We start from the raw sequence: 18,942 nt of genomic DNA, 5'->3' as shown, positions 1-18,942 counted from the left end.
GTTACACCTTCGCCAGCTTCACGGCGCACTTCTTGAAATCCGTCTCTTTAGAGAGCGGATCCGTCGCATCCAGCGTCAGGTTGTTCACCAGCTGTGCGGCGTCGAAGAACGGCATGTACACCAGCCCCTGCGGTGGACGGTTACGACCGCGGGTTTCAACAATCGAAATCACTTCGCCACGACGGGAAACCACTTTCACCTTGTCGCCACGACGCAGATCGCGGGCTTTCGCATCCAGCGGATGAATAAACAGGACGGCTTCCGGGAAGGCGCGGTGCAGTTCAGGCACGCGGCGCGTCATGCTACCGGTGTGCCAGTGCTCCAGCACGCGACCGGTGGAGAGCCACAGGTCATACTCTTTATCCGGTGCTTCTGCGGCGGGTTCAAACGGCAGCGCGAAGATGACCGCTTTGCCATCCGGCTTGCCGTAGAACTTGTAGCTTTCGCCCACCTTCACGTAAGGGTCGTTACCTTCGCTGTAGCGCCACTGGGTCTCTTTACCGTCGACCACCGGCCAGCGTAAACCGCGCGCTTTGTGGTAATCGTCAAATGGCGCCAGATCGTGACCATGACCGCGACCAAACCAGGCGTACTCTTCGAACAGCCCTTTTTGCAGATAGAAGCCCAGTTCGCGGGATTCATCGTTCAGCTGATCGTCAGCCAGTTCCGTCAGCGGGAATTTCGTCACCGCAGGCGTGGCGAACAGGACGTCGTACAGCGTTTTACCGCGCAGCTCCGGTTTCTGTGCCAGCAGTTCCTCCGGCCAGACCTCTTCGGTTTTGAAACGACGGGCAAACTGCACCATTTGCCACAGGTCAGACTTCGCTTCACCCGGCGCTTTAATTTGCTGACGCCAGAACTGAGTACGACGCTCGGCGTTACCGTAGGCCCCTTCTTTTTCTACCCACATTGCGGTCGGCAGGATCAGGTCGGCAGCCAGAGCGCTGACGGTCGGATACGGATCGGACACGATGATAAAGTTGCGCGGATCGCGCCAACCCGGCATACGCTCTTCGTTGATGTTCGGCCCGGCCTGCATGTTGTTGTTACACATCACCCAGTAGACATTCAGCTTGCCGTCTTTCAGCGCACGGTCCTGCGCCACGGCGTGCAGACCGACTTTCGCCGGGATGGTGCCGGTCGGAAGATTCCAGTGTTTTTCACAGATATCGCGGTGCTTCTCGTTAGTCACCACCATGTCTGCAGGCAGACGGTGAGAGAACGTCCCCACTTCACGGGCGGTACCACAGGCGGAAGGCTGACCGGTCAGCGAGAACGGTCCGCAGCCAGGCTGAGAGATTTTGCCGGTTAGCAGATGCAGGTTATAGACCAGGTTATTGGCCCATACGCCGCGAGTATGCTGGTTAAAGCCCATCGTCCAGTAGGAGATAACTTTCTTCTTCGGATCGGCATACAGTTGCGCCAGCTGTTCCAGCTGATCTTTCGGCACGCCGGTCATTTCTGCGGTTTTATCCAGCGTATAGTCCGCAACAAACGCCTTGTACTCTTCGAAGCTGATCGGCTCAGACGCATCGGAACCTGGGTTTTTCGCGGCTTTTTCCAGCGGATGCGTTGGGCGTAAGCCGTAGCCAATATCCGTCGCACCTTTGCGCAGGTTAACGTGTTTGCTGAAGAAATCCTGGTTTATCGCATTGTTTTGAATGATATAGTTGGCGATGTAGTTGAGGATCACCAGGTCGCTTTGCGGCGTGAAGACCATGCCGTTATCTGCCAGCTCAAAGCTACGATGCTGATAGGTAGAGAGAACCGCAACGTTGACGTTGGGATCGGACAGACGACGGTTAGTGATGCGCGACCACAGAATTGGGTGCATCTCCGCCATATTCGCGCCCCACAGCACGAACGCATCCGCATGTTCGATATCGTCATAGCAGCCCATCGGCTCATCCATACCAAAGGTACGCATAAAGCCCACCACCGCCGACGCCATGCAGTGACGCGCGTTCGGGTCGATATTGTTGGTACGGAAACCGGCTTTGAACAGCTTCGCGGCGGCGTAGCCTTCCCAGATGGTCCACTGACCGGAACCAAACATGCCGATGGCATCAGGTCCTTTCTCTTTCAGCGACGTTTTGAATTTTTCTTCCATCACATCAAAGGCCTGATCCCAGCTAATCGGGGTGAACTCGCCTTCTTTGTGATATTTCCCGTCCTTCATGCGCAGCATTGGCTGCGTTAAACGGTCTTTTCCGTACATGATTTTGGGTAGGAAATACCCTTTAATACAGTTAAGTCCACGGTTAACCGGCGCTTCCGGGTCACCCTGGCATGCCACAACACGGCCTTGCTGGGTGCCAACCAATACGCCACAGCCAGTACCGCAAAAACGGCACGGGGCTTTGTCCCATTTGATCGCTTCTTGCTGACCGACTACCGCGCGGGCAACGCCCGGCACGCTTAACCCGGCAGCCGCCGCAGCGGCCGCAACGGCGTTAGCTTTCATAAAGCTACGACGACTGAGTTTCATGGTGTTTCCTCACCTTGCTCATCCTGCTGGTGATAAACCAGCGACACCGCCAGTACGCCCGCAACGTTGCGCACTGACTCAATTGTTTTCATTAGTGTTTCACTGTGTTCTGCTTCTACCACCACAATCAGTTGGCCGCTTTCCACATCGCTGAGTGCAACTTCACAACCTGGAAATGTACGTAACTGCGTAGCGATATCGTTGATGTGCTGACTTTTGGCCTGAACGACCAGGCTGCAAACCTGCCAGTTAGTGTCCATGGTGGTACTCCGCATTAATGGCTGATACCGGACAGGTCGCGACACACGCGCCACATCCGCTACAGGCTTGATTGTCGAGCTGTGGCTGATATATACCGGACAGCGTGGGGCGAAAGGTAATGGCCATGGGTTCACAGCTATCCTGACAGCGATGGCACTCTACAGATTGATTGGCGAGACAGTTTTCACCGATCGTAACATTCAGATCCCAGGCCCTGGTGTGGCGCGGAAGAAAGAGTGATTCGGGACAGGCCTCTGCGCAGGCGTAACAAAAGCTGCACTCGCCATGTTTGAAATTTACGCTCGGAAAACCGCCCTGGCCTCGCAGCAGGATGCCGGTTTCACACGCCTGGACGCAGGCGTCACAACGCAGGCAATGCGCCAGAAAGTGAGATTCTTCCATGCTCCACGGCGGACGGATCCCCGTACTGGCGTTACGCCAGCTACCTGTCAACATGCCTCGACGGGATAAATCAACCATGACATTGTCCTTCCATAAATGACGCTCTCCCTGAGCGGGTTGAACGACAATAAGTAACCGCACTATTTATGAGTAGTTATTTTTAACAGTAAGATATTTCAGGATGTGTTAGAGGTGCATACCCCAATCGGGGTAAATGCTGTTGCCGGATCAAAAGAGTGTAGGGTTGGTATAAAAAAACGCGCTTTTACTCACATTTCAATGAGTTATATAAACAATTATATAGCGAATACATATGCAAGAGAATAATCTTAATAATAGGATAATTCTTAGCACATATCTCTAGTTAATAATTAAACATTCAATTAATACACCTTAAATATAAGTAAATTTAGATTAATAGCGCATGTGAATATGCTAACCTGCGACAAACACGTTCAGAAGACAGAAGAAAGGAAACACTGTGAACAATAAGATGAAGACCATCGTCCCTGCCATCCTGCTAGCCACGTTTGCCAGCACCTCTGCATGGGCAGCAACCAGTGATACTCCCGCTCAGCCGCTGGAAAAAGTCGCCCCGTATCCGAAAGCAGACAAAGGGATGAAACGCCAGGTTATCCAGCTTACTCCTGAGAAAGATGAATCTACTCTAAAGGTAGAACTGCTGATCGGCCAAACGCTGGACGTTGACTGCAACCAGCATCGCCTGGGCGGAGAACTGGACAGCAAAACGCTGGAAGGTTGGGGTTACGACTACTACGTATTCGACAAAGTTACCTCTCCGGTGTCAACCATGATGGCCTGCCCGGACGGCAAGAAAGAGAAGAAGTTTATTACCGCTCATTTAGGTGACGACGGTATGTTGCGTTACAACAGCAAATTACCGATTGTGGTCTACACCCCGGAAAACGTAGAAGTAAAATACCGTATCTGGAAAGCAGAAGAGAAGATTCAGGACGCAGCCGCGCGATAAATGAGAATGTGCCGGATGGCGGCGTACCGCCTTATCCGGCCTACGTATAGCGTGTTGTAGGCCGGATAAGCGCAGCGCCATCCGGCATGCAACCATGCGATTACAGTGCGATATCCGCAACCGCTTTCTGCTCTGGCTGCGGTTGAGCCTGAGGTTTTAACTGCGGTTGAGGCGTTTCATCAGGCACCTGCGGTTTATCGTATTTCAGACCCAAAACGCCACTGGTGTACTGCAGCTCTTGTTCCGTGGCCTCGACGTTACCGTTCAGCTTGGTGCCGTAAGACGGAATAATCGTTTTCAGCTTCGCCTGCCATTGCGGGCTGGCGACTTTATCTTTAAACACTTTTTCCATCAGATGCAGCATGATCGGTGCCGCCGTTGACGCGCCCGGTGATGCACCCAGCAGTGCGGCAATCGTGCCGTCTTTGTCGCTCACCACTTCGGTCCCCAGACGCAGCACGCCGCCCTTGTCTTCATCACTTTTGATGATTTGCACGCGCTGGCCAGCCTGCCACAAACGCCAGTCTTCTTTCTTCGCCTGCGGGTAGTATTCCTGCAGCGCAGCAAAACGGTCGTCGTCGCTGAGCATGACCTGGCTGACCAGATATTTCACCAGATCGAAATTATCCAGACCCACATTCATCATCGGCATAACGTTTGAAGTGGTGGTAGAACTCAGCAGATCCCACAATGAACCGTTTTTCAGGAACTTGGTGGAGAAGGTCGCAAACGGTCCAAACAGCACCACGCGTTTGCCATCCAGAATACGGGTGTCAATGTGCGGTACGGACATCGGCGGTGCACCGACAGAAGCCTGACCGTATACTTTCGCCAGGTGGCGATTCACCACATCCGGGTTTTCCGCCACCAGGAACTGTCCGCCAACCGGGAATCCGCCGTAGCCTTTCGCTTCCGGGATGTCGGTTTCCTGCAACAGTTTCAGCGCAGCGCCACCGGCGCCAATAAAGACAAACTTCGCCTTGATGTCGCGTTCCGCCGCGTTGTTTTTCAGATCGGCAACCGTGACGGTCCAGCTGTTATCAGCGTTACGCTTAAAACCCCGTACTTCAGTACTGAGTTGCAGCGCAAAGTTAGGCTTTTTCTGTAACGAAGCGATCAGCTGGCGCGTAATTTCGCCGTAGTTGACGTCAGTCCCAATCTCGGTACGCGTTGCTGCCACTTTCTGGTTTGGATCGCGTCCTTCCATCACCAGCGGTGCCCACTCTTTGATCTGGGCGTGATCTTCGGAGTAGCGCATACCACGGAACAGCGAACTTTGCTGCAGGGCTTTATAACGCGCGCGCAGGAAGTTAACGTTCTCATCCCCCCAGACAAAGCTCATGTGGGGAACGGTAGTGATAAATGAGCGAGGGTCATGCATCACGTCGTTATTGACCTGATAGGCCCAAAACTGGCGGGAAATCTGGAAGGCTTCGTTAATTTCAACGGCCTTTTCAATGCTGACAGTACCGTCGGCTTTTTTCGGCGTGTAGTTCAGTTCCATCAGCGCGGAGTGGCCCGTGCCGGCATTGTTCCAGCCGTTTGAACTCTCCTCGGCCACCCCATCCAGTCGCTCGACCATGGTCATAGACCATTGTGGTTCCAGTTCCTGTAAATAGGTTCCCAATGTGGCGCTCATGATGCCGCCGCCAATCAACAGTACATCCGTTTCCTGCTCTTCCACAGCTTTCGCTTTTGCCGCCATCGAGACAACATTCAGCCCCAGGGCCATGGTGAAGAGCATGGCTGTCACTTTTTTCATAATGTTAATGCCTTACTTTTAGTATCGCTTTTTGCTTTTCATGCAGGTGAAAATCGAACGGCCCAACGGTAACACTTAAGTAAAAAATAATAAAATATTGTTTATAATTTATGTTTAAATTTTAAAAATGTTATTAATAGGTTGATTCTTTATACGGTTATTGACAATCATTTCTGGAAACCTACCCGTCAGGCGGGTACTATGCAGCGCTTTGCTATTCACCGCACGGATGCCTGCCGGTCTGCTGTTATCAGGCCATTTCTGACCTGAGAGTAACTATGTCTGCGACTGATTCATCCCCTGCCGCCGTGGCGGAACATTCCGTCGGCGTTGTGCTGCGTCAACCCCGCCTGCTGATGCGCGAAACACTGGCCGGCGTGGTCACGGCGCTGGCGCTGATCCCGGAAGTGATCTCTTTTTCTGTTATCGCCGGCGTAGACCCCAAAGTCAGCCTGATAGCCTCGGTTGTCCTGTGTCTGGCGATGTCCTTTTTAGGCGGACGTCCGGCCATGGTTACCGCCGCAGCCGGATCGGTGGCGCTGGTGATTGGCCCAATGGTGCATCAGCACGGCGTACAGTACATCCTGCCCGCGGTGCTGCTGGCCGGGGTTATCCAAATCCTGTTTGGTGTATTGGGGATGGCACGACTGATGCGTTTTATCCCTGGGGCCGTGATGACCGGCTTTGTTAACGCGCTAGGCATCTTGATCTTCTTTGCTCAGGTTCCGCACTTCTGGAGTAAAAGCCCGTTGATTTGGGGGCTGTTTGTTCTGACGCTGCTTATCGTGCTGTGGGTACCGCGGTTTATTAAAAGTATTCCAGCGCCGCTGATTGCCATCGTGCTGCTGACGGTCTTCACCGTGACCAGCGGGCAGTTGTTGCCTACCGTCGGTGACGAAGGCTCATTGAACGGTGGATTACCCGGATTCACACAGCTGTTGGTGCCTCTCAACCTGCACACGTTGGCGATTATCTGGCCCTGCGCGCTGAGCATTGCCTTTGTCGGCTTGATGGAGTCGCTGCTTACCGCCCGACTGGTTGACGATCTGACGGTCACGCCCTCGAATAAAAATCGTGAAAGTACGGGGCTGGGGATAGCCAATATTCTGGCCGGGTTATATGGCGGTATCGCCGGATGCGCGATGATTGGTCAAACGATTGTTAACGTTGAGATGGGTAAAGGACGCAGCCGCGTCTCCACGTTCGCCGCTGGGCTGGTCTTGCTGCTGTTGGTCACTGCGTTAAGCGACATGATGGCAAAAATCCCCATGTCAGTGCTGGCAGGTATTATGGTCATTGTGGCGGTGAAAACGTTCAGTTGGCACAGCATTCAGCCAGCGACACTGGCGAAAATGCCGGTCAGCGAAACGCTGGTGATGCTGATTACCGTTGCTGCAACGGTGTCGACCGGCAACCTGGCTATTGGCGTGGTTGCCGGGGTATTGACGATGCTGGTCCTGCCACGCATCGTCAGAGGCAAACGCCCGACTACACCAAAAACAGCGTCGCCAGACCGAGAAAAATAAAGAACCCGCCGGTGTCGGTAATAGCGGTGATCATCACGCTTGAGCCGATCGCCGGGTCGCGCCCCAGCTTGACCATGGTCATTGGAATAATCACCCCCATCAGCGCTGCCATTAACAGATTAAGCATCATTGCCAGGGTCATCACGCCGCCGAGCGCCATGTCATCGTACAACCACCAGGTGATGCCGCCCATAATCCCGCCCCAGACCAGCCCGTTAATCACCGCCACGCCCATTTCGCGCAGGATCAGGAACGTAAGGTTTCCTGGCTGAATGTTTTGCAGCGCCAGCGCGCGGACAATCATGGTGATGGTCTGATTACCGGTATTGCCGCCGATCCCCGCCACGATGGGCATGAGCGAGGCCAGCGCCACCAGCTGTGAAATCGTGTGTTCAAAACCGTCGATGACGCGCGATGCGATAAATGCGGTACAGAGATTAACGGCCAGCCAGGCCCAGCGGGTTTTTACCGCTTTGGTAACCGGGGCAAAGACATCTTCTCCGGCGCTTAAGCCCCCCATCCGGCGCAGATCGGTGTCCGTTTCTTCATACACCACATCGACGATCTCATCGATGGTTAAACGCCCCATCAGCTTGCCGGTTGGGTCCACCACCGCCGCACTGACCAGGTTATCACGTTCAAAGGTACGCGCGGCGTGCTCGGCAATATCTTCCGGAGCAAAGGTGAGCGGATCGTCTTCCATCACCTCACTGACTTTGCGTTGCACGTCATTGAGCAGAATACGGGTTAACGTCAGCTCGCCCACCAGCACTTTATTGCGGTCGGTGACGAAGAGTTTATCGGTGTTCTCCGGCATTTTACCCAGACGTCGCAGGTAGCGTTGTACCACCTTCAGCGTCACGTCCGGGCGCACGGTAATGACCTCGAACTCCATGATCGCACCGACGCGATTCTTCTCGTAGTGCATCACCTGGCGCACGCGCGCCCGCTCTTCCGCCGGTAACGTTGCCAGCAGTCGACCGGTCAGGTTACGCGGTAAATGCTGCACCACGTAAATCTGCTCGTCGATGTCGAGGTATTGCAGCGCGTCGAGCAATTCCCGGTCCGACATTTCATCGATCAGATCGTCCCAGACGTTTTCAGACGCCTCCAGCAACACATAACCACGCTTGTCGCTTTGGATCAGCCGCCACAGCGCGTGACGCTCTTCGGAGGGTAATGCTTCGAGGGTATCTGCCAGATCGGGTGGCGGCAAATGCTCCACCAGCGCCCCTACCTCAGCAATATCGTCGGCAAGCGTACCGACGTCATATTGCTCAGCCAGGGTAAGCTTGCCCAACAGCGTTGAAATAATGGCTTTATCAGTGGTCAGCAGCCAGATCAGGCGGGCACGTTCTTCATCACGTAGCCTGGCGCTATTTTTGTTTATTACGGACATCAATCATAAATCCATGATATGAAATATCATTAATCATGATGCCGAATTATGTAAATAACAATAAACGAAGCCGCCGGATGGATAAAAAACCGGCGGCACGCGGAGTTATAGGCCCGATAAGCGTAGTGCCATCGGGTAACAACTCACCGATTCAGGCAGTACGTGCGACGGCATCACGCGAGGCAGCGTCGCGATCGTCGCCCAACAGCTCAGTCAGCTGGCCATTGCGCATCTCAAGCAAGCGATCGGCATGAATAAAGTAGTGATCATCATGACTAATGGCAAAAATGGTTTTGCCCATCTCTTGCATCAACGGCAACAGCACCTGGTAGAATTCGCGCCGGAAGTGCGGGTCCTGATCGGCAGCCCATTCATCCAGCAGAATAATGTCGCGTTCCTCGGCTAACGCCAGCAGCAGTGCCACGCGTTTTTTCTGCCCTTTCGACAGCTTAAGATTCAGAATGCGCCCGTCGTTCAGCTCCAGCTTGTGCGCCATCTGCAGATGTTCCAGCCACTTATCGACCAGCGCCGGGTTGGCCGATTGACCTTCCGGCCCCAGCAGTTTGTCAAACAGCCAGACGTCGGTAAACACGGCGGAGAACAGCTTGCGGTAGTCTTCAGGTTTGTCGACCGCCACCGCCTTACCGTCGAGCAGGATCTCGCCAGACTGCGGCTGGTATAACCCAGTCAGTAACATGGCCAGCGTAGATTTCCCGCTGCCATTGCCGCCAATCAGGAAGATCAGCTCGCCACGGTGAATGGTCAGATTGACCGGCCCAACGGAGAAAGCATTGTCCTGATAGTGGAAAACCACGTTACGTAGCTCAAGCGTTTTCCAGTTTGGGAATGCAGTAGGACGAGGGAATTCAGCCTTGAACGGTGCCAGTACAAATTTATTCAGTTTATTAAACGCCACCTGGGCGGTGAGCAGCGTGGGCAGCGCGCCAACGGCAGACAGCAGCGGCGTACGCAGGAACAGCAGTGTCAGCGAATAGGTTGCCGCGACGTTGGTATCCGCCCAGCCGAGGCTATTAGCCATCCAGAACACCAGGCCAATGGCACCCAACATCATAATGTTCGACCAGTTGACCGCGCTCAGGTGGAAGGTATCGGCACGAATAATATGGTGGCGGTACTCTTTGGCATCCGGGACGTACAGTTGATTAAAAATATGCTCAGCACGTTCACGGTTAAGGGTCAGCTCTTTGCGCCCTTCCAGCACCGTCTGGTAATCGTTGTACAGCTTGTCTTCGGTTTCACGCAACGTGGCCATGTGTTTGTACACCCGCGCCACCAGCACAAATCCACCCCAGATGGTGATCGCCATCCAGATTGCCGTCACCAGCAACATTTTGGTCGACAGCATCGCCAGATATGCCGCAGACCCGACGGTCAATATAATCCCCTGCACTAGCTCCGGCAGGCGGACAAAGGCGATGGTGATATTGCGGATATCGCTGGTTAAGCCAGCCAGCAACGCGGCGCTACCGAGCTGTTCGATGCGCTCGACGTGAGTATCCAGAATACGTTTGATAAATTCGCTACGCAGACGGTAGACAAAGTGGTGTCCCAGCGTGGTCAACGCCAGCTGTGAACCAAGGGTCACGATCATCAGCAACAGCAGCAGGCCGAGAAACTCCGGCAGCACCATAAGCGTGGTGTCGACCGTTTCAATCAGGCGCTGGTTGATAAACGCAATCAGCCCAATCCCCAACGCAGCACTGGCAAGGCTGAGCGCCATGACGCTGATAAATGGCCAGCGATACTGCCGCCAGACAAGAAGTAAAAGTTCCATGTGTTCAACCCGGACAAGTAATAACAGCCCGCAGTTTAAACATCTCTTCGCCGACAGCAATAATAATTCTTATTTTTATTCTTCTTTACTCGCCCGGCGAAAAGTCAGATTGTAACGGCAGTCCGTTGTCAACGGATGGTAGCCAGTCTTAAGCGGCTGTATACCATGATAAAACAAGCGTGATTTCCCGCCCCACACCACCACATCACCGTGTTCCAGCAGTAGCCGCTTTAACGGATCGTTGCGCTTCAGACCACCGAACTGAAAGATTGCCGGCAGGCCCAGCGAGACAGAAACAATGGGCGCTTGCAGGTCGGGTTCGTCTTTATCCTGATGCAAAGACAGTTTTGCCCCTGGCGTATAGCGGTTGATCAAACAGGCATCTGGTCGGAAATCGGGATAGCCCGCAGCGGTCGCCGCCTGTTGACACAGTTCGGCAAAAACGTCAGGCAAACGCGGCCAGGCGCTACCGGTCAACGGATCGACCGGAGAATAGAGGTAGCCATGCTGATCGGTCGTCCACCCCAATTGACCACAGTTGGTCATCGCCACCGACATCGTATATCCGCCGGGGGTCACCATCTGGCGAAACGGCGATTGTCTGACGACAACCGCCATTTCCTGTAATAAAGAAGGCGCGGCATCAAACGCAAAACGGCGCAAAATGACCGCACCGGACGCCAGCGGCTCCTGCCAGGGTTTTGCCTGCGCAAAGAGATCGAGCATTATCTGTCCTCACCTGTGGTTTCACGGTGCAGCAGTTGCGCCTTGCGGGCGACGCCCCAGCGATAACCCGAAAGCGCGCCATCGCCGCGGATCACCCGATGACACGGGATCACAATCGCCAGCTTATTTGCTCCGCAGGCACTCGCCACAGCGCGCACCGCTTTCGGTTTCCCCACGGCATTCGCCAACTGCTGGTAGCTCACCGTTTCGCCACAGGGAATGTCACGCAGCGCCTGCCACACCTGCTGCTGAAACGCGGTTCCCCTAATATCCAGCGGCAGCGACAATGGGGTATTGCGTGAGTTAATGACCGCGATCACTTCGCGCACACGCTGTTGAAAATCGGGATCCGCAGGCACACCACGTGCTGCAGGAAACAGTTCATGCAGCTCAGATACCAGCGTAGCATCGTCGTCACCGAGTAAAATTGCGCAGATACCGCGTTCACTTTCCGCTACCAGGCAGCGGCCCAGTGCGCAGTCCGCCACGGTATAGCGAATCGCCAGCTTATCGCCGCCTTGACGAAACTGCTTTGCCGTCATGCCCAGCGCTCCATCCGCTTTACGGTAATAGCTGCTGCTGTCGGGGAAGCCTGCATTCAAAATCGCCTGGGTCACCGGTGCGCCTTTCGCCAGCGCGTCACGCAAACGCCTGACGCGCCAGGACTGCTGCCACGCTTTCGGCGTCATGCCCGTCGTAGCTTTAAACAGACGATGTAGATGAAACGGGCTCATCGCCACCTGCTGAGCTAAAGCCTCCAGCGTGAGCGGCGACTCCTGCTCTAACAACTGGCAGGCCAGGCTAATCTTCTCCAGCCGCTGCTGCTGCGCGTTGGCTTTATCCGGCTGACAGCGTTTGCAGGGACGAAATCCTGCCGCTAACGCCTGCCCGGCATCGGCAAAGAAACGGACATTTTTACGCAGCGCATGTTTAGCCCGACATGACGGTCGACAAAAGATACCCGTGGTCTGTACAGCAAAAACAAACTGACCGTCAGCGTCCGCATCACGCTGTAACACAGACTGCCAACGGTCCTCATCGGTTACGCGTTGAAGATTGTTCATAATGGACTCCTTTGTTAAGCATAGTGCTTAGCCTCAGTGTGTCCGCATTGCAGGGCGTAAAAACCTGCAATCTTGCTTTTTAATTTTTATCGCTGACCAGAAAGCTTTCGAACTGCGGCGACATCCAGGTTTTAAACCCCTCGCCTTCTTTGAAGATCATATAAACCGCCAGCCCTTCACGACGCACCACCTCTTTGGCTTTATCCGTGCCGAGCACCATCAGGCCGGTATCCCAGCCGTCGGCTTCCAGTGCCGTAGGCGCAATCACCGTCACCGAGACCAGATTATGCTCAATTGGCCGACCGGTTTGCGGATCGATAACATGCGACAGACGCTTTCCGTCCAGTTCGTAATAATTGCGATAACTGCCGGACGTGCTGATGCCATGACCGTTAATATCTACAACCGCCTGCACCGCGTTTTCCCGATCTGTGGGTTTCTGGATCGCTACTCGCCACGGACGTCCCTCGGCGTTCATCCCCCGGCTGTTCAGCGCCCCACCAACGGACACCAGATAACGGGCGATCCCCTCCTGCTCCATCAGTCGGGCCAGATGGTCGGCAGCATAACCTTCACCAACGGTAGAGAGATCGACATACAGATCCGGTAGATCTTTCTGCAGATAGTTCTGCCGCGTGTCATTGATTACGCTCAGGTGCTGCAGCCCGGTTTGTGCTTTTGCGGCATCAATTTGTGCCTGCGTGGGGATATGCAGCGGCTGCTTGTCCGGACCAAATCCCCACAGGTTAACCAACGGGCCGACGGTGATGTCCATCGCGCCATCGGTTTTCGCGCCAATACGCAGCGCCGAGGTGATGATATCCGCCATGGCATCGTTGACCGGCCAGGGCGACAGGCTTTTCGACAAGTTAAAACGCATCAGCGCAGAATCGTTTTTATAGGTAGAGAGCAGCTGATCGTCAGCATCAAGCTGCGTCTGGATCTTGACCCGCAGTTCTTCGGCGCGTTTAGCATCAACGTTCACCACGCTAACCCGCCAGAAGGTGCCCATCGTTTTGCCTTCCAGTACGGTGGCCGCAGGCGGTGTGGTCTGAACCGGCTTTGGTGCGTTATCGCAGCCGACAAAAAAGATCGTCACAGCCAACAGGGCTGCGCGGCAAAAATTCATATCCATACGTGATTATCCTCATGCGAACGGACGCAAGAGTACACCAAAAAGGGTTGCCTGTACGCCGGAATAACGGCATTAAAAAAGGCCCCGCAGGGCCTTTTAATAACAATGAACGCAGATTAGAACTGGTAAACCAGACCCAGCGCTACGATATCATCGGTAGCTATACCGGCACGTTGAGTGAACTCGTTGTCATCCAGCAGGTTGATTTTGTAATCAACATAGGTAGACATGTTTTTGTTGAAGTAGTAAGTCGCGCCAACATCAACATATTTCAGGATATCCTGGTCGCCAAAGTTGGTGCTACCGTTAGTGATGTCTTTACCTTTTGACTGCAGGTAAGCCACTGAAGGGCGCAGACCGAAGTCAAACTGGTACTGTGCAACAACTTCGAAGTTCTGCGCTTTATCAGCAAAACCGTAGATGTCATTGCCATTGGTAGATTTAGAATCACCAAAACGGGTTGCGTTGTAAGTCTGAGAATACTGTGCCGCCAGATATACATTATTGGCATCATATTTCAGGCCACCGGTGTAAACCGTCGCACGATCACCACTACCATACACGCCAGCCGCATTCTGATCTGCAGTACGTTTGGAGGAAGTGATTGCACCACCGATACCAAAACCGGCACCAAGATCATAAGTCAGTGAACCACCGAAGCCGTCACCATTCTGTTTCAACGTACCACGGCCCGTATCATTTTCACCGCTTACACTACCGTTTTTACCTTGGTACTGCAGGGCAAAATTCAGACCATCAACCAGGCCGAAGAAATCGGTGTTACGGTAGGTCGCAAAGCCGTTACCACGCTGCTGCATGAAGTTATCAGCACCGTAGGTATCGCCGCCGAATTCCGGCAAGACGTCGGTCCAGGACGTTACATCATAAGTAACACCGTAGTTACGACCGTAATCGAAAGAACCGGCATCAGCGAATTTCAGACCCGCAAACGCCACACGGGTCCAGGCGTTGTTTTCACTTTCAGCCGCGTTACCCTGAATCTGGTATTCCCACTGGCCGTAACCGGTCAGTTGGTCGTTAACCTGAGTTTCGCCTTTGAAGCCGATACGCATGTAAGTCTTGTCACCATCATCACCTTTGTTATCGGAGAAATAGTGCAGACCGTCGACTTTACCGTACAGATCTAATTTGTTGCCGTCTTTGTTGTAAATTTCAGCCGCATTCGCTGTACCTGCTACCAGCAGAGCTGGGACCAGGAGGGACAGTACTTTGACTTTCATGTTATTAACCCTCTGTTATATGCCTTTATTGCTTTTTTTATGCCACTGCATACTGATTACGTTCATTAACCAGTCGGCAACTTCATTCTCCGCAAAAACACAGAATAATCCAACACGAATATGATACTAAAACTTTAAAGGTGTTTCATTTATCTACACAGATGTTTCAAAATGTTAACATTAGGGAACTTTTTAAAAATCAAAAAACGAGCAAAATAAGCACAAATAGTCAAGAAACATACATATGACGATATAAATCAACTAATTGCATTCGAAAAACTCATAGCACTGAATGACAAAACAAAATCTTCACTCGCAACTAAAATAGCACTGCTATCATCATTAACTTTATTTATTACCGTCATTCATTCTTGAATGTCTGTTTACCCCTATTTCAACCGAATGCTCTGCGTTCGGTTTTTTTTTACCCTAATTTACACAAAACTGACAGTCCTGTGCTACCAACCAAAAACTATAACAATTATTAACTATTTTTTTGTGTATTAATCACACCTAAGCTTATCTAATAATTTCTTGTTATTTAATGCTAATTTCTTAGGTTCAAAATTTCTATTTGTACCTGACACGGTGGACTGTACAGATTGACCACGGCGTGACGAAGCAAGATGTGCGGTAAACACATGCCATGCGTCCAGTGCTGCGAGAGTATGGCAATTCATCCATTACCCTTTATACTGCCCCTTCATCTTAAGCATCGTTCTAACAGGTCTTAAACACGAATGAGTCAGTCAGACACAACGGCTTCTACCCGATTTTCCCTACTTCCGGGAAGTATTACCCGTTTCTTCTTATTACTGATCGTTGTGCTGTTAGTGATGATGGGCGTGATGGTCCAGAGCGCGGTCAACACCTGGCTAAAAGATAAGAGCTATCAGATTGTCGATATCACGCATGCCATCCATAAACGAGTAGATACCTGGCGGTACGTCACGTGGCAAATTTATGACAATATTGCCGCCACCCCGCAATCCGCCACAGCGGATGGACTACAAGAAACCCGTTTGAAACAAGATATCTACTATCTTGAGAAACCACGCAGAAAAACCGAAGCGCTTATTTTTGGCTCGCATGACAGCTCAACGCTGGAGATGACCCAGCGTATCTCAACCTACCTGGATACCCTGTGGGGAGCCGAGAATGTCCCATGGTCAATGTATTATCTCAATGGCCAGGACAACAGCCTGATCCTGATTTCGACGTTGCCACTGAAAGATCTGACCTCCGGCTTTAAAGAGTCGACGATTGGTAATATCGTCGATTCGCGCCGTGCAGAAATGCTACAGCAGGCCAATGCGCTGGATGAACGTGAAAGCTTCTCCTCGCTGCGCCGCCTGGTCTGGCAAAACGGCCATTACTTCACACTGCGTACCACCTTTAATCAGCCGGGACATCTGGCCACCGTGGTGGCGTTTGACCTGCCCATTAATGATCTGATCCCGCCAGGTATGCCGCTGGACAGTTTTCATTTGGAACCTGATGCCACCTCAACGGTCGAGCACAGTAATGAAAAAGAGTCGCCTGACAGCGTCAGTATCAGCTTCAATAACGCCAAAATTGAGATTTCATCGGCGCTAAACTCAACGGATATGCGACTGGTCTGGCAGGTCCCGTTCGGTTCATTGCTGCTCGACACCTTGCAAAATATCCTGCTGCCGCTGTTGCTGAACATCGCATTGCTGGCACTGGCGTTGTTTGGCTATACCACCTTTCGCCACCTCCCTGCCCGCTCGACCGACGTGGCGCCAAACCTTGCCGCCAATAATGAATTACGCGTTTTGCGAGCAATCAACGAAGAGATTGTTTCACTGCTGCCGCTGGGCTTATTGGTGCACGACCAGGAGGCTAACCGTACGGTCATCAGCAATAAAATTGCCGACCACCTGCTGCCGCATTTGAATTTGCAAAACATAACCAGCATGGCTGAGCAGCATCAGGGCGTGATCCAGGCCACCATTAATAATGAACTGTATGAAATCCGACTGTTCCGCAGCCAGATATCACCGCGTACGCAGATCTTTATTATTCGCGACCAGGACAAAGAAGTGCTGGTGAATAAAAAACTGAAACAAGCCCAGCGCCTGTATGAGAAAAATCAGCAGGCCCGCGCCGCATTTATGCAGAATATCGGCAGTGCCCTGAAAGATCCGGCCAGAATACTGGCCGTTAATGCCGCCGCACTCAATACGCCTGACAGCCAAAAACTGGCAAATCAGGCCGATGTGCTGGTGCGAATGGTTGATGAAATTCAGTTGGCCAATATTCTCGAGAGCGACAGCTGGAAAAGCGAGTCCACGCTGTTCTCCGTTCAAACGTTAATTGATGAAGTGGTGCCTGACGTTCTGCCGGTCATTAAACGCAAAGGCCTGCAGCTGCTGATTAAAAATAACCTCAGTGCCAGCGATGAACGCCGCGGCGACCGTGACGCCCTGCGCCGTATTCTGCTGCTGTTGATTCAATACGCGGTAACCACCACGCAAATTGGGAAAATTACCCTCGAAGTTGACCAGGATGAATCAGAGGCAGAGCGCCTGACCTTCCGTATTCTGGATACTGGTGAAGGCGTAACGTTGAATGAAATTGATAATCTACATTTTCCGTTCATCAATGAAACGCAGGGCGATCGCTATGGCAAAGCCAACCCGCTGACGTTTTGGCTATGCGATCAGCTGGCCCGTAAACTGGGCGGGCACCTGAATATCAAAGCGCGTGAAGAACTTGGAACGCGTTATATCGTCCATGTTAAAATGCCGCTGCATGACCAACATGCTGACATTGAAGAGCGCTTGTTGGATGACGTCTGCGTGATGGTTGATGTCACCTCCAGTGAGGTACGTAGCATCGTATTACGTCAGCTAGAAAACTGGGGAGCCACCTGCATCACGCCCGATGAACGGTTGAGTAGTCAAGAATATGATCTCTTTTTAACTGATAATCCGTCTAATCTTACTGCCTCGGGCTTGCTTTTAAGCGATGATGAGTCTGGCGTACGCAAAATTGGCCCTGGCCAGCTGCGCGTCAACTTTAATATGAGCAATGCTATGCAGGAAGCTGTCCTCGAGCTAATAGAAGAGCAGCTGGCGCAGGAAGAGATCCAGGAAATCCCCCTCGGCGGAGATGAAAACGCCGAACTTCATGCCAGTGGTTACTATGCACTCTTTGTAGACACAGTACCGGATGATGTTAAGAGGTTGTATACTGAGGCGGAAACCAGCGATTTCGCTGCGTTAGCCCAAACCGCCCATCGCCTGAAAGGCGTGTTTGCCATGCTTAATCTGGTACCCGGCAAGCAGTTATGTGAAGCGCTGGAACATCTTATTCAAGAAAAAGATGCTCCAGGTATAGAAAAGTACATCAGCGACATTGACACTTACGTCAAGAGCTTGCTGTAGCAAGGTAGCCCAATACATGAACACTATGAACGTAATTATTGCCGATGACCATCCGATTGTACTGTTCGGTATTCGTAAATCACTTGAGCAAATCGAATGGGTGAACGTTGTCGGCGAATTTGAAGACTCCACTGCACTGATCAACAATTTGCCGAAATTAGACGCGCATGTGTTGATAACCGATCTCTCTATGCCGGGAGATAAATACGGTGACGGGATCACGTTAATTAAATACATCAAACGCCATTTTCCAAGCCTGTCGATCATCGTCCTGACCATGAACAACAACCCGGCGATCCTCAGCGCCGTGCTGGATCTCGACATTGAAGGGATCGTGCTGAAACAGGGTGCGCCAACGGATCTGCCAAAAGCACTGGCGGCGCTGCAAAAAGGCAAGAAATTTACCCCAGAAAGCGTTTCTCGTTTGCTGGAGAAAATCAGTGCCAGCGGGTATGGTGACAAACGTCTTTCGCCGAAAGAGAGCGAAGTTCTGCGCCTGTTCGCGGAAGGTTTCCTGGTCACTGAAATCGCCAAAAAGCTCAACCGCAGCATTAAAACCATCAGTAGCCAGAAAAAGTCCGCGATGATGAAACTGGGCGTTGAAAACGATATCGCCCTGCTGAATTATCTCTCGTCCGTGACGCTAAGCCCGTCCGACAAAGACTGATTCCTTTTCCATCAACATGCCTGATGGCGCTACGTTTATCCGGCCTACGAACGATACCTCATTGAGGTATGTTCC

13 protein-coding genes and 1 pseudogene are annotated in these 18,942 nt (G+C 52.4%); 4 read left to right on the top strand and 10 right to left on the bottom strand.

From position 1 onward, the window contains the following. Nucleotide 1: 1 nt before the first annotated feature. Genes napA through napF form a run of 3 tightly spaced genes read right to left on the bottom strand, consistent with a single transcriptional unit; the run spans nucleotide 2 to nucleotide 3,229 of the window. Nucleotides 2-2,488 (bottom strand): nitrate reductase catalytic subunit NapA, encoded by a 2,487-nt coding sequence (napA, locus tag IB214_RS08390; RefSeq protein WP_096756430.1) that lies wholly within the window; start codon nucleotides 2,486-2,488, stop codon nucleotides 2-4. After that, nucleotides 2,485-2,748 (bottom strand): chaperone NapD, encoded by a 264-nt coding sequence (napD, locus tag IB214_RS08385; protein ID WP_096756429.1) that lies wholly within the window; start codon nucleotides 2,746-2,748, stop codon nucleotides 2,485-2,487. The genes napA and napD overlap by 4 nt, the downstream gene beginning before the upstream one ends. Then, nucleotides 2,738-3,229: a ferredoxin-type protein NapF gene (napF, locus tag IB214_RS08380; RefSeq protein ID WP_117343442.1), complete on the bottom strand. Its 492-nt coding sequence runs from the start codon at nucleotides 3,227-3,229 to the stop codon at nucleotides 2,738-2,740. The genes napD and napF overlap by 11 nt, the downstream gene beginning before the upstream one ends. A 415-nt stretch (nucleotides 3,230-3,644) precedes the next feature. Here napF and eco point away from each other — a divergent pair, with 415 nt between their 5' ends. After that, entirely contained in the window at nucleotides 3,645-4,142 is a 498-nt protein-coding gene (gene eco / locus IB214_RS08375) for a serine protease inhibitor ecotin (protein ID WP_117343485.1), read from the top strand. Nucleotides 4,143-4,242: 100 nt separating this feature from the next. Here the strand turns inward: eco and mqo are convergent, their stop codons facing one another. Further along, on the bottom strand, nucleotides 4,243-5,904 hold the full coding sequence (gene mqo, locus IB214_RS08370) for a malate dehydrogenase (quinone) (RefSeq protein ID WP_117343441.1): 1,662 nt from the start codon (nucleotides 5,902-5,904) through the stop codon (nucleotides 4,243-4,245). Between the two features lie 278 nt (nucleotides 5,905-6,182). Here mqo and IB214_RS08365 point away from each other — a divergent pair, with 278 nt between their 5' ends. After that, the gene (locus tag IB214_RS08365; protein ID WP_117343440.1) at nucleotides 6,183-7,430 is read left to right on the top strand and encodes a SulP family inorganic anion transporter; all 1,248 of its coding nucleotides are present in this window, start codon (nucleotides 6,183-6,185) and stop codon (nucleotides 7,428-7,430) included. Here IB214_RS08365 and mgtE read toward each other — a convergent pair. The 6 genes and pseudogenes from mgtE to IB214_RS08335 all read right to left on the bottom strand — a co-directional run bounded on the left by mgtE (nucleotide 7,393) and on the right by IB214_RS08335 (nucleotide 14,790). After that, nucleotides 7,393-8,829 carry a magnesium transporter gene (gene mgtE, locus IB214_RS08360; protein ID WP_115257946.1) on the bottom strand — a complete coding sequence of 479 codons (1,437 nt, stop codon included), beginning with the start codon at nucleotides 8,827-8,829 and terminating at the stop codon, nucleotides 7,393-7,395. The two genes, IB214_RS08365 and mgtE, sit on opposite strands and share 38 nt — an antisense overlap. Before the next feature lie 151 nt (nucleotides 8,830-8,980). Beyond that, nucleotides 8,981-10,624 carry a multidrug ABC transporter permease/ATP-binding protein gene (locus IB214_RS08355; protein ID WP_117343439.1) on the bottom strand — a complete coding sequence of 548 codons (1,644 nt, stop codon included), beginning with the start codon at nucleotides 10,622-10,624 and terminating at the stop codon, nucleotides 8,981-8,983. A 35-nt stretch (nucleotides 10,625-10,659) separates the two neighbouring features. Beyond that, nucleotides 10,660-11,350 (bottom strand): annotated as a pseudogene (alkB, locus tag IB214_RS08350) (DNA oxidative demethylase AlkB). Continuing rightward, entirely contained in the window at nucleotides 11,350-12,414 is a 1,065-nt protein-coding gene (ada, locus tag IB214_RS08345) for a bifunctional DNA-binding transcriptional regulator/O6-methylguanine-DNA methyltransferase Ada (protein WP_117343438.1), read from the bottom strand. The pseudogene alkB and the gene ada overlap by 1 nt, the downstream one beginning before the upstream one ends. A gap of 79 nt (nucleotides 12,415-12,493) precedes the next feature. After that, on the bottom strand, nucleotides 12,494-13,549 hold the full coding sequence (gene apbE / locus IB214_RS08340; RefSeq protein WP_117343437.1) for an FAD:protein FMN transferase ApbE: 1,056 nt from the start codon (nucleotides 13,547-13,549) through the stop codon (nucleotides 12,494-12,496). Nucleotides 13,550-13,665: 116 nt separating this feature from the next. Further along, nucleotides 13,666-14,790 carry a porin OmpC gene (locus IB214_RS08335; protein ID WP_117343436.1) on the bottom strand — a complete coding sequence of 375 codons (1,125 nt, stop codon included), beginning with the start codon at nucleotides 14,788-14,790 and terminating at the stop codon, nucleotides 13,666-13,668. A 740-nt stretch (nucleotides 14,791-15,530) separates the two neighbouring features. Here IB214_RS08335 and rcsD point away from each other — a divergent pair. Both rcsD and rcsB read left to right on the top strand, forming a co-directional pair. Continuing rightward, the gene (gene rcsD, locus IB214_RS08330; protein WP_117343435.1) at nucleotides 15,531-18,200 is read left to right on the top strand and encodes a phosphotransferase RcsD; all 2,670 of its coding nucleotides are present in this window, start codon (nucleotides 15,531-15,533) and stop codon (nucleotides 18,198-18,200) included. Nucleotides 18,201-18,216: 16 nt separating this feature from the next. Next, entirely contained in the window at nucleotides 18,217-18,867 is a 651-nt protein-coding gene (gene rcsB / locus IB214_RS08325) for a response regulator transcription factor RcsB (protein WP_045445418.1), read from the top strand. The last annotated feature ends 75 nt before the right edge of the window (nucleotides 18,868-18,942 follow it).

The sequence above is a fragment of the Citrobacter sp. C1 genome (assembly GCF_014596895.2).
In the GTDB taxonomy this organism is placed as follows: domain Bacteria; phylum Pseudomonadota; class Gammaproteobacteria; order Enterobacterales; family Enterobacteriaceae; genus Citrobacter; species Citrobacter gillenii.
The sequence above is the reverse complement of the archived record's forward strand: the minus strand, read 5'-3'. Positions and strand labels throughout refer to the sequence as shown.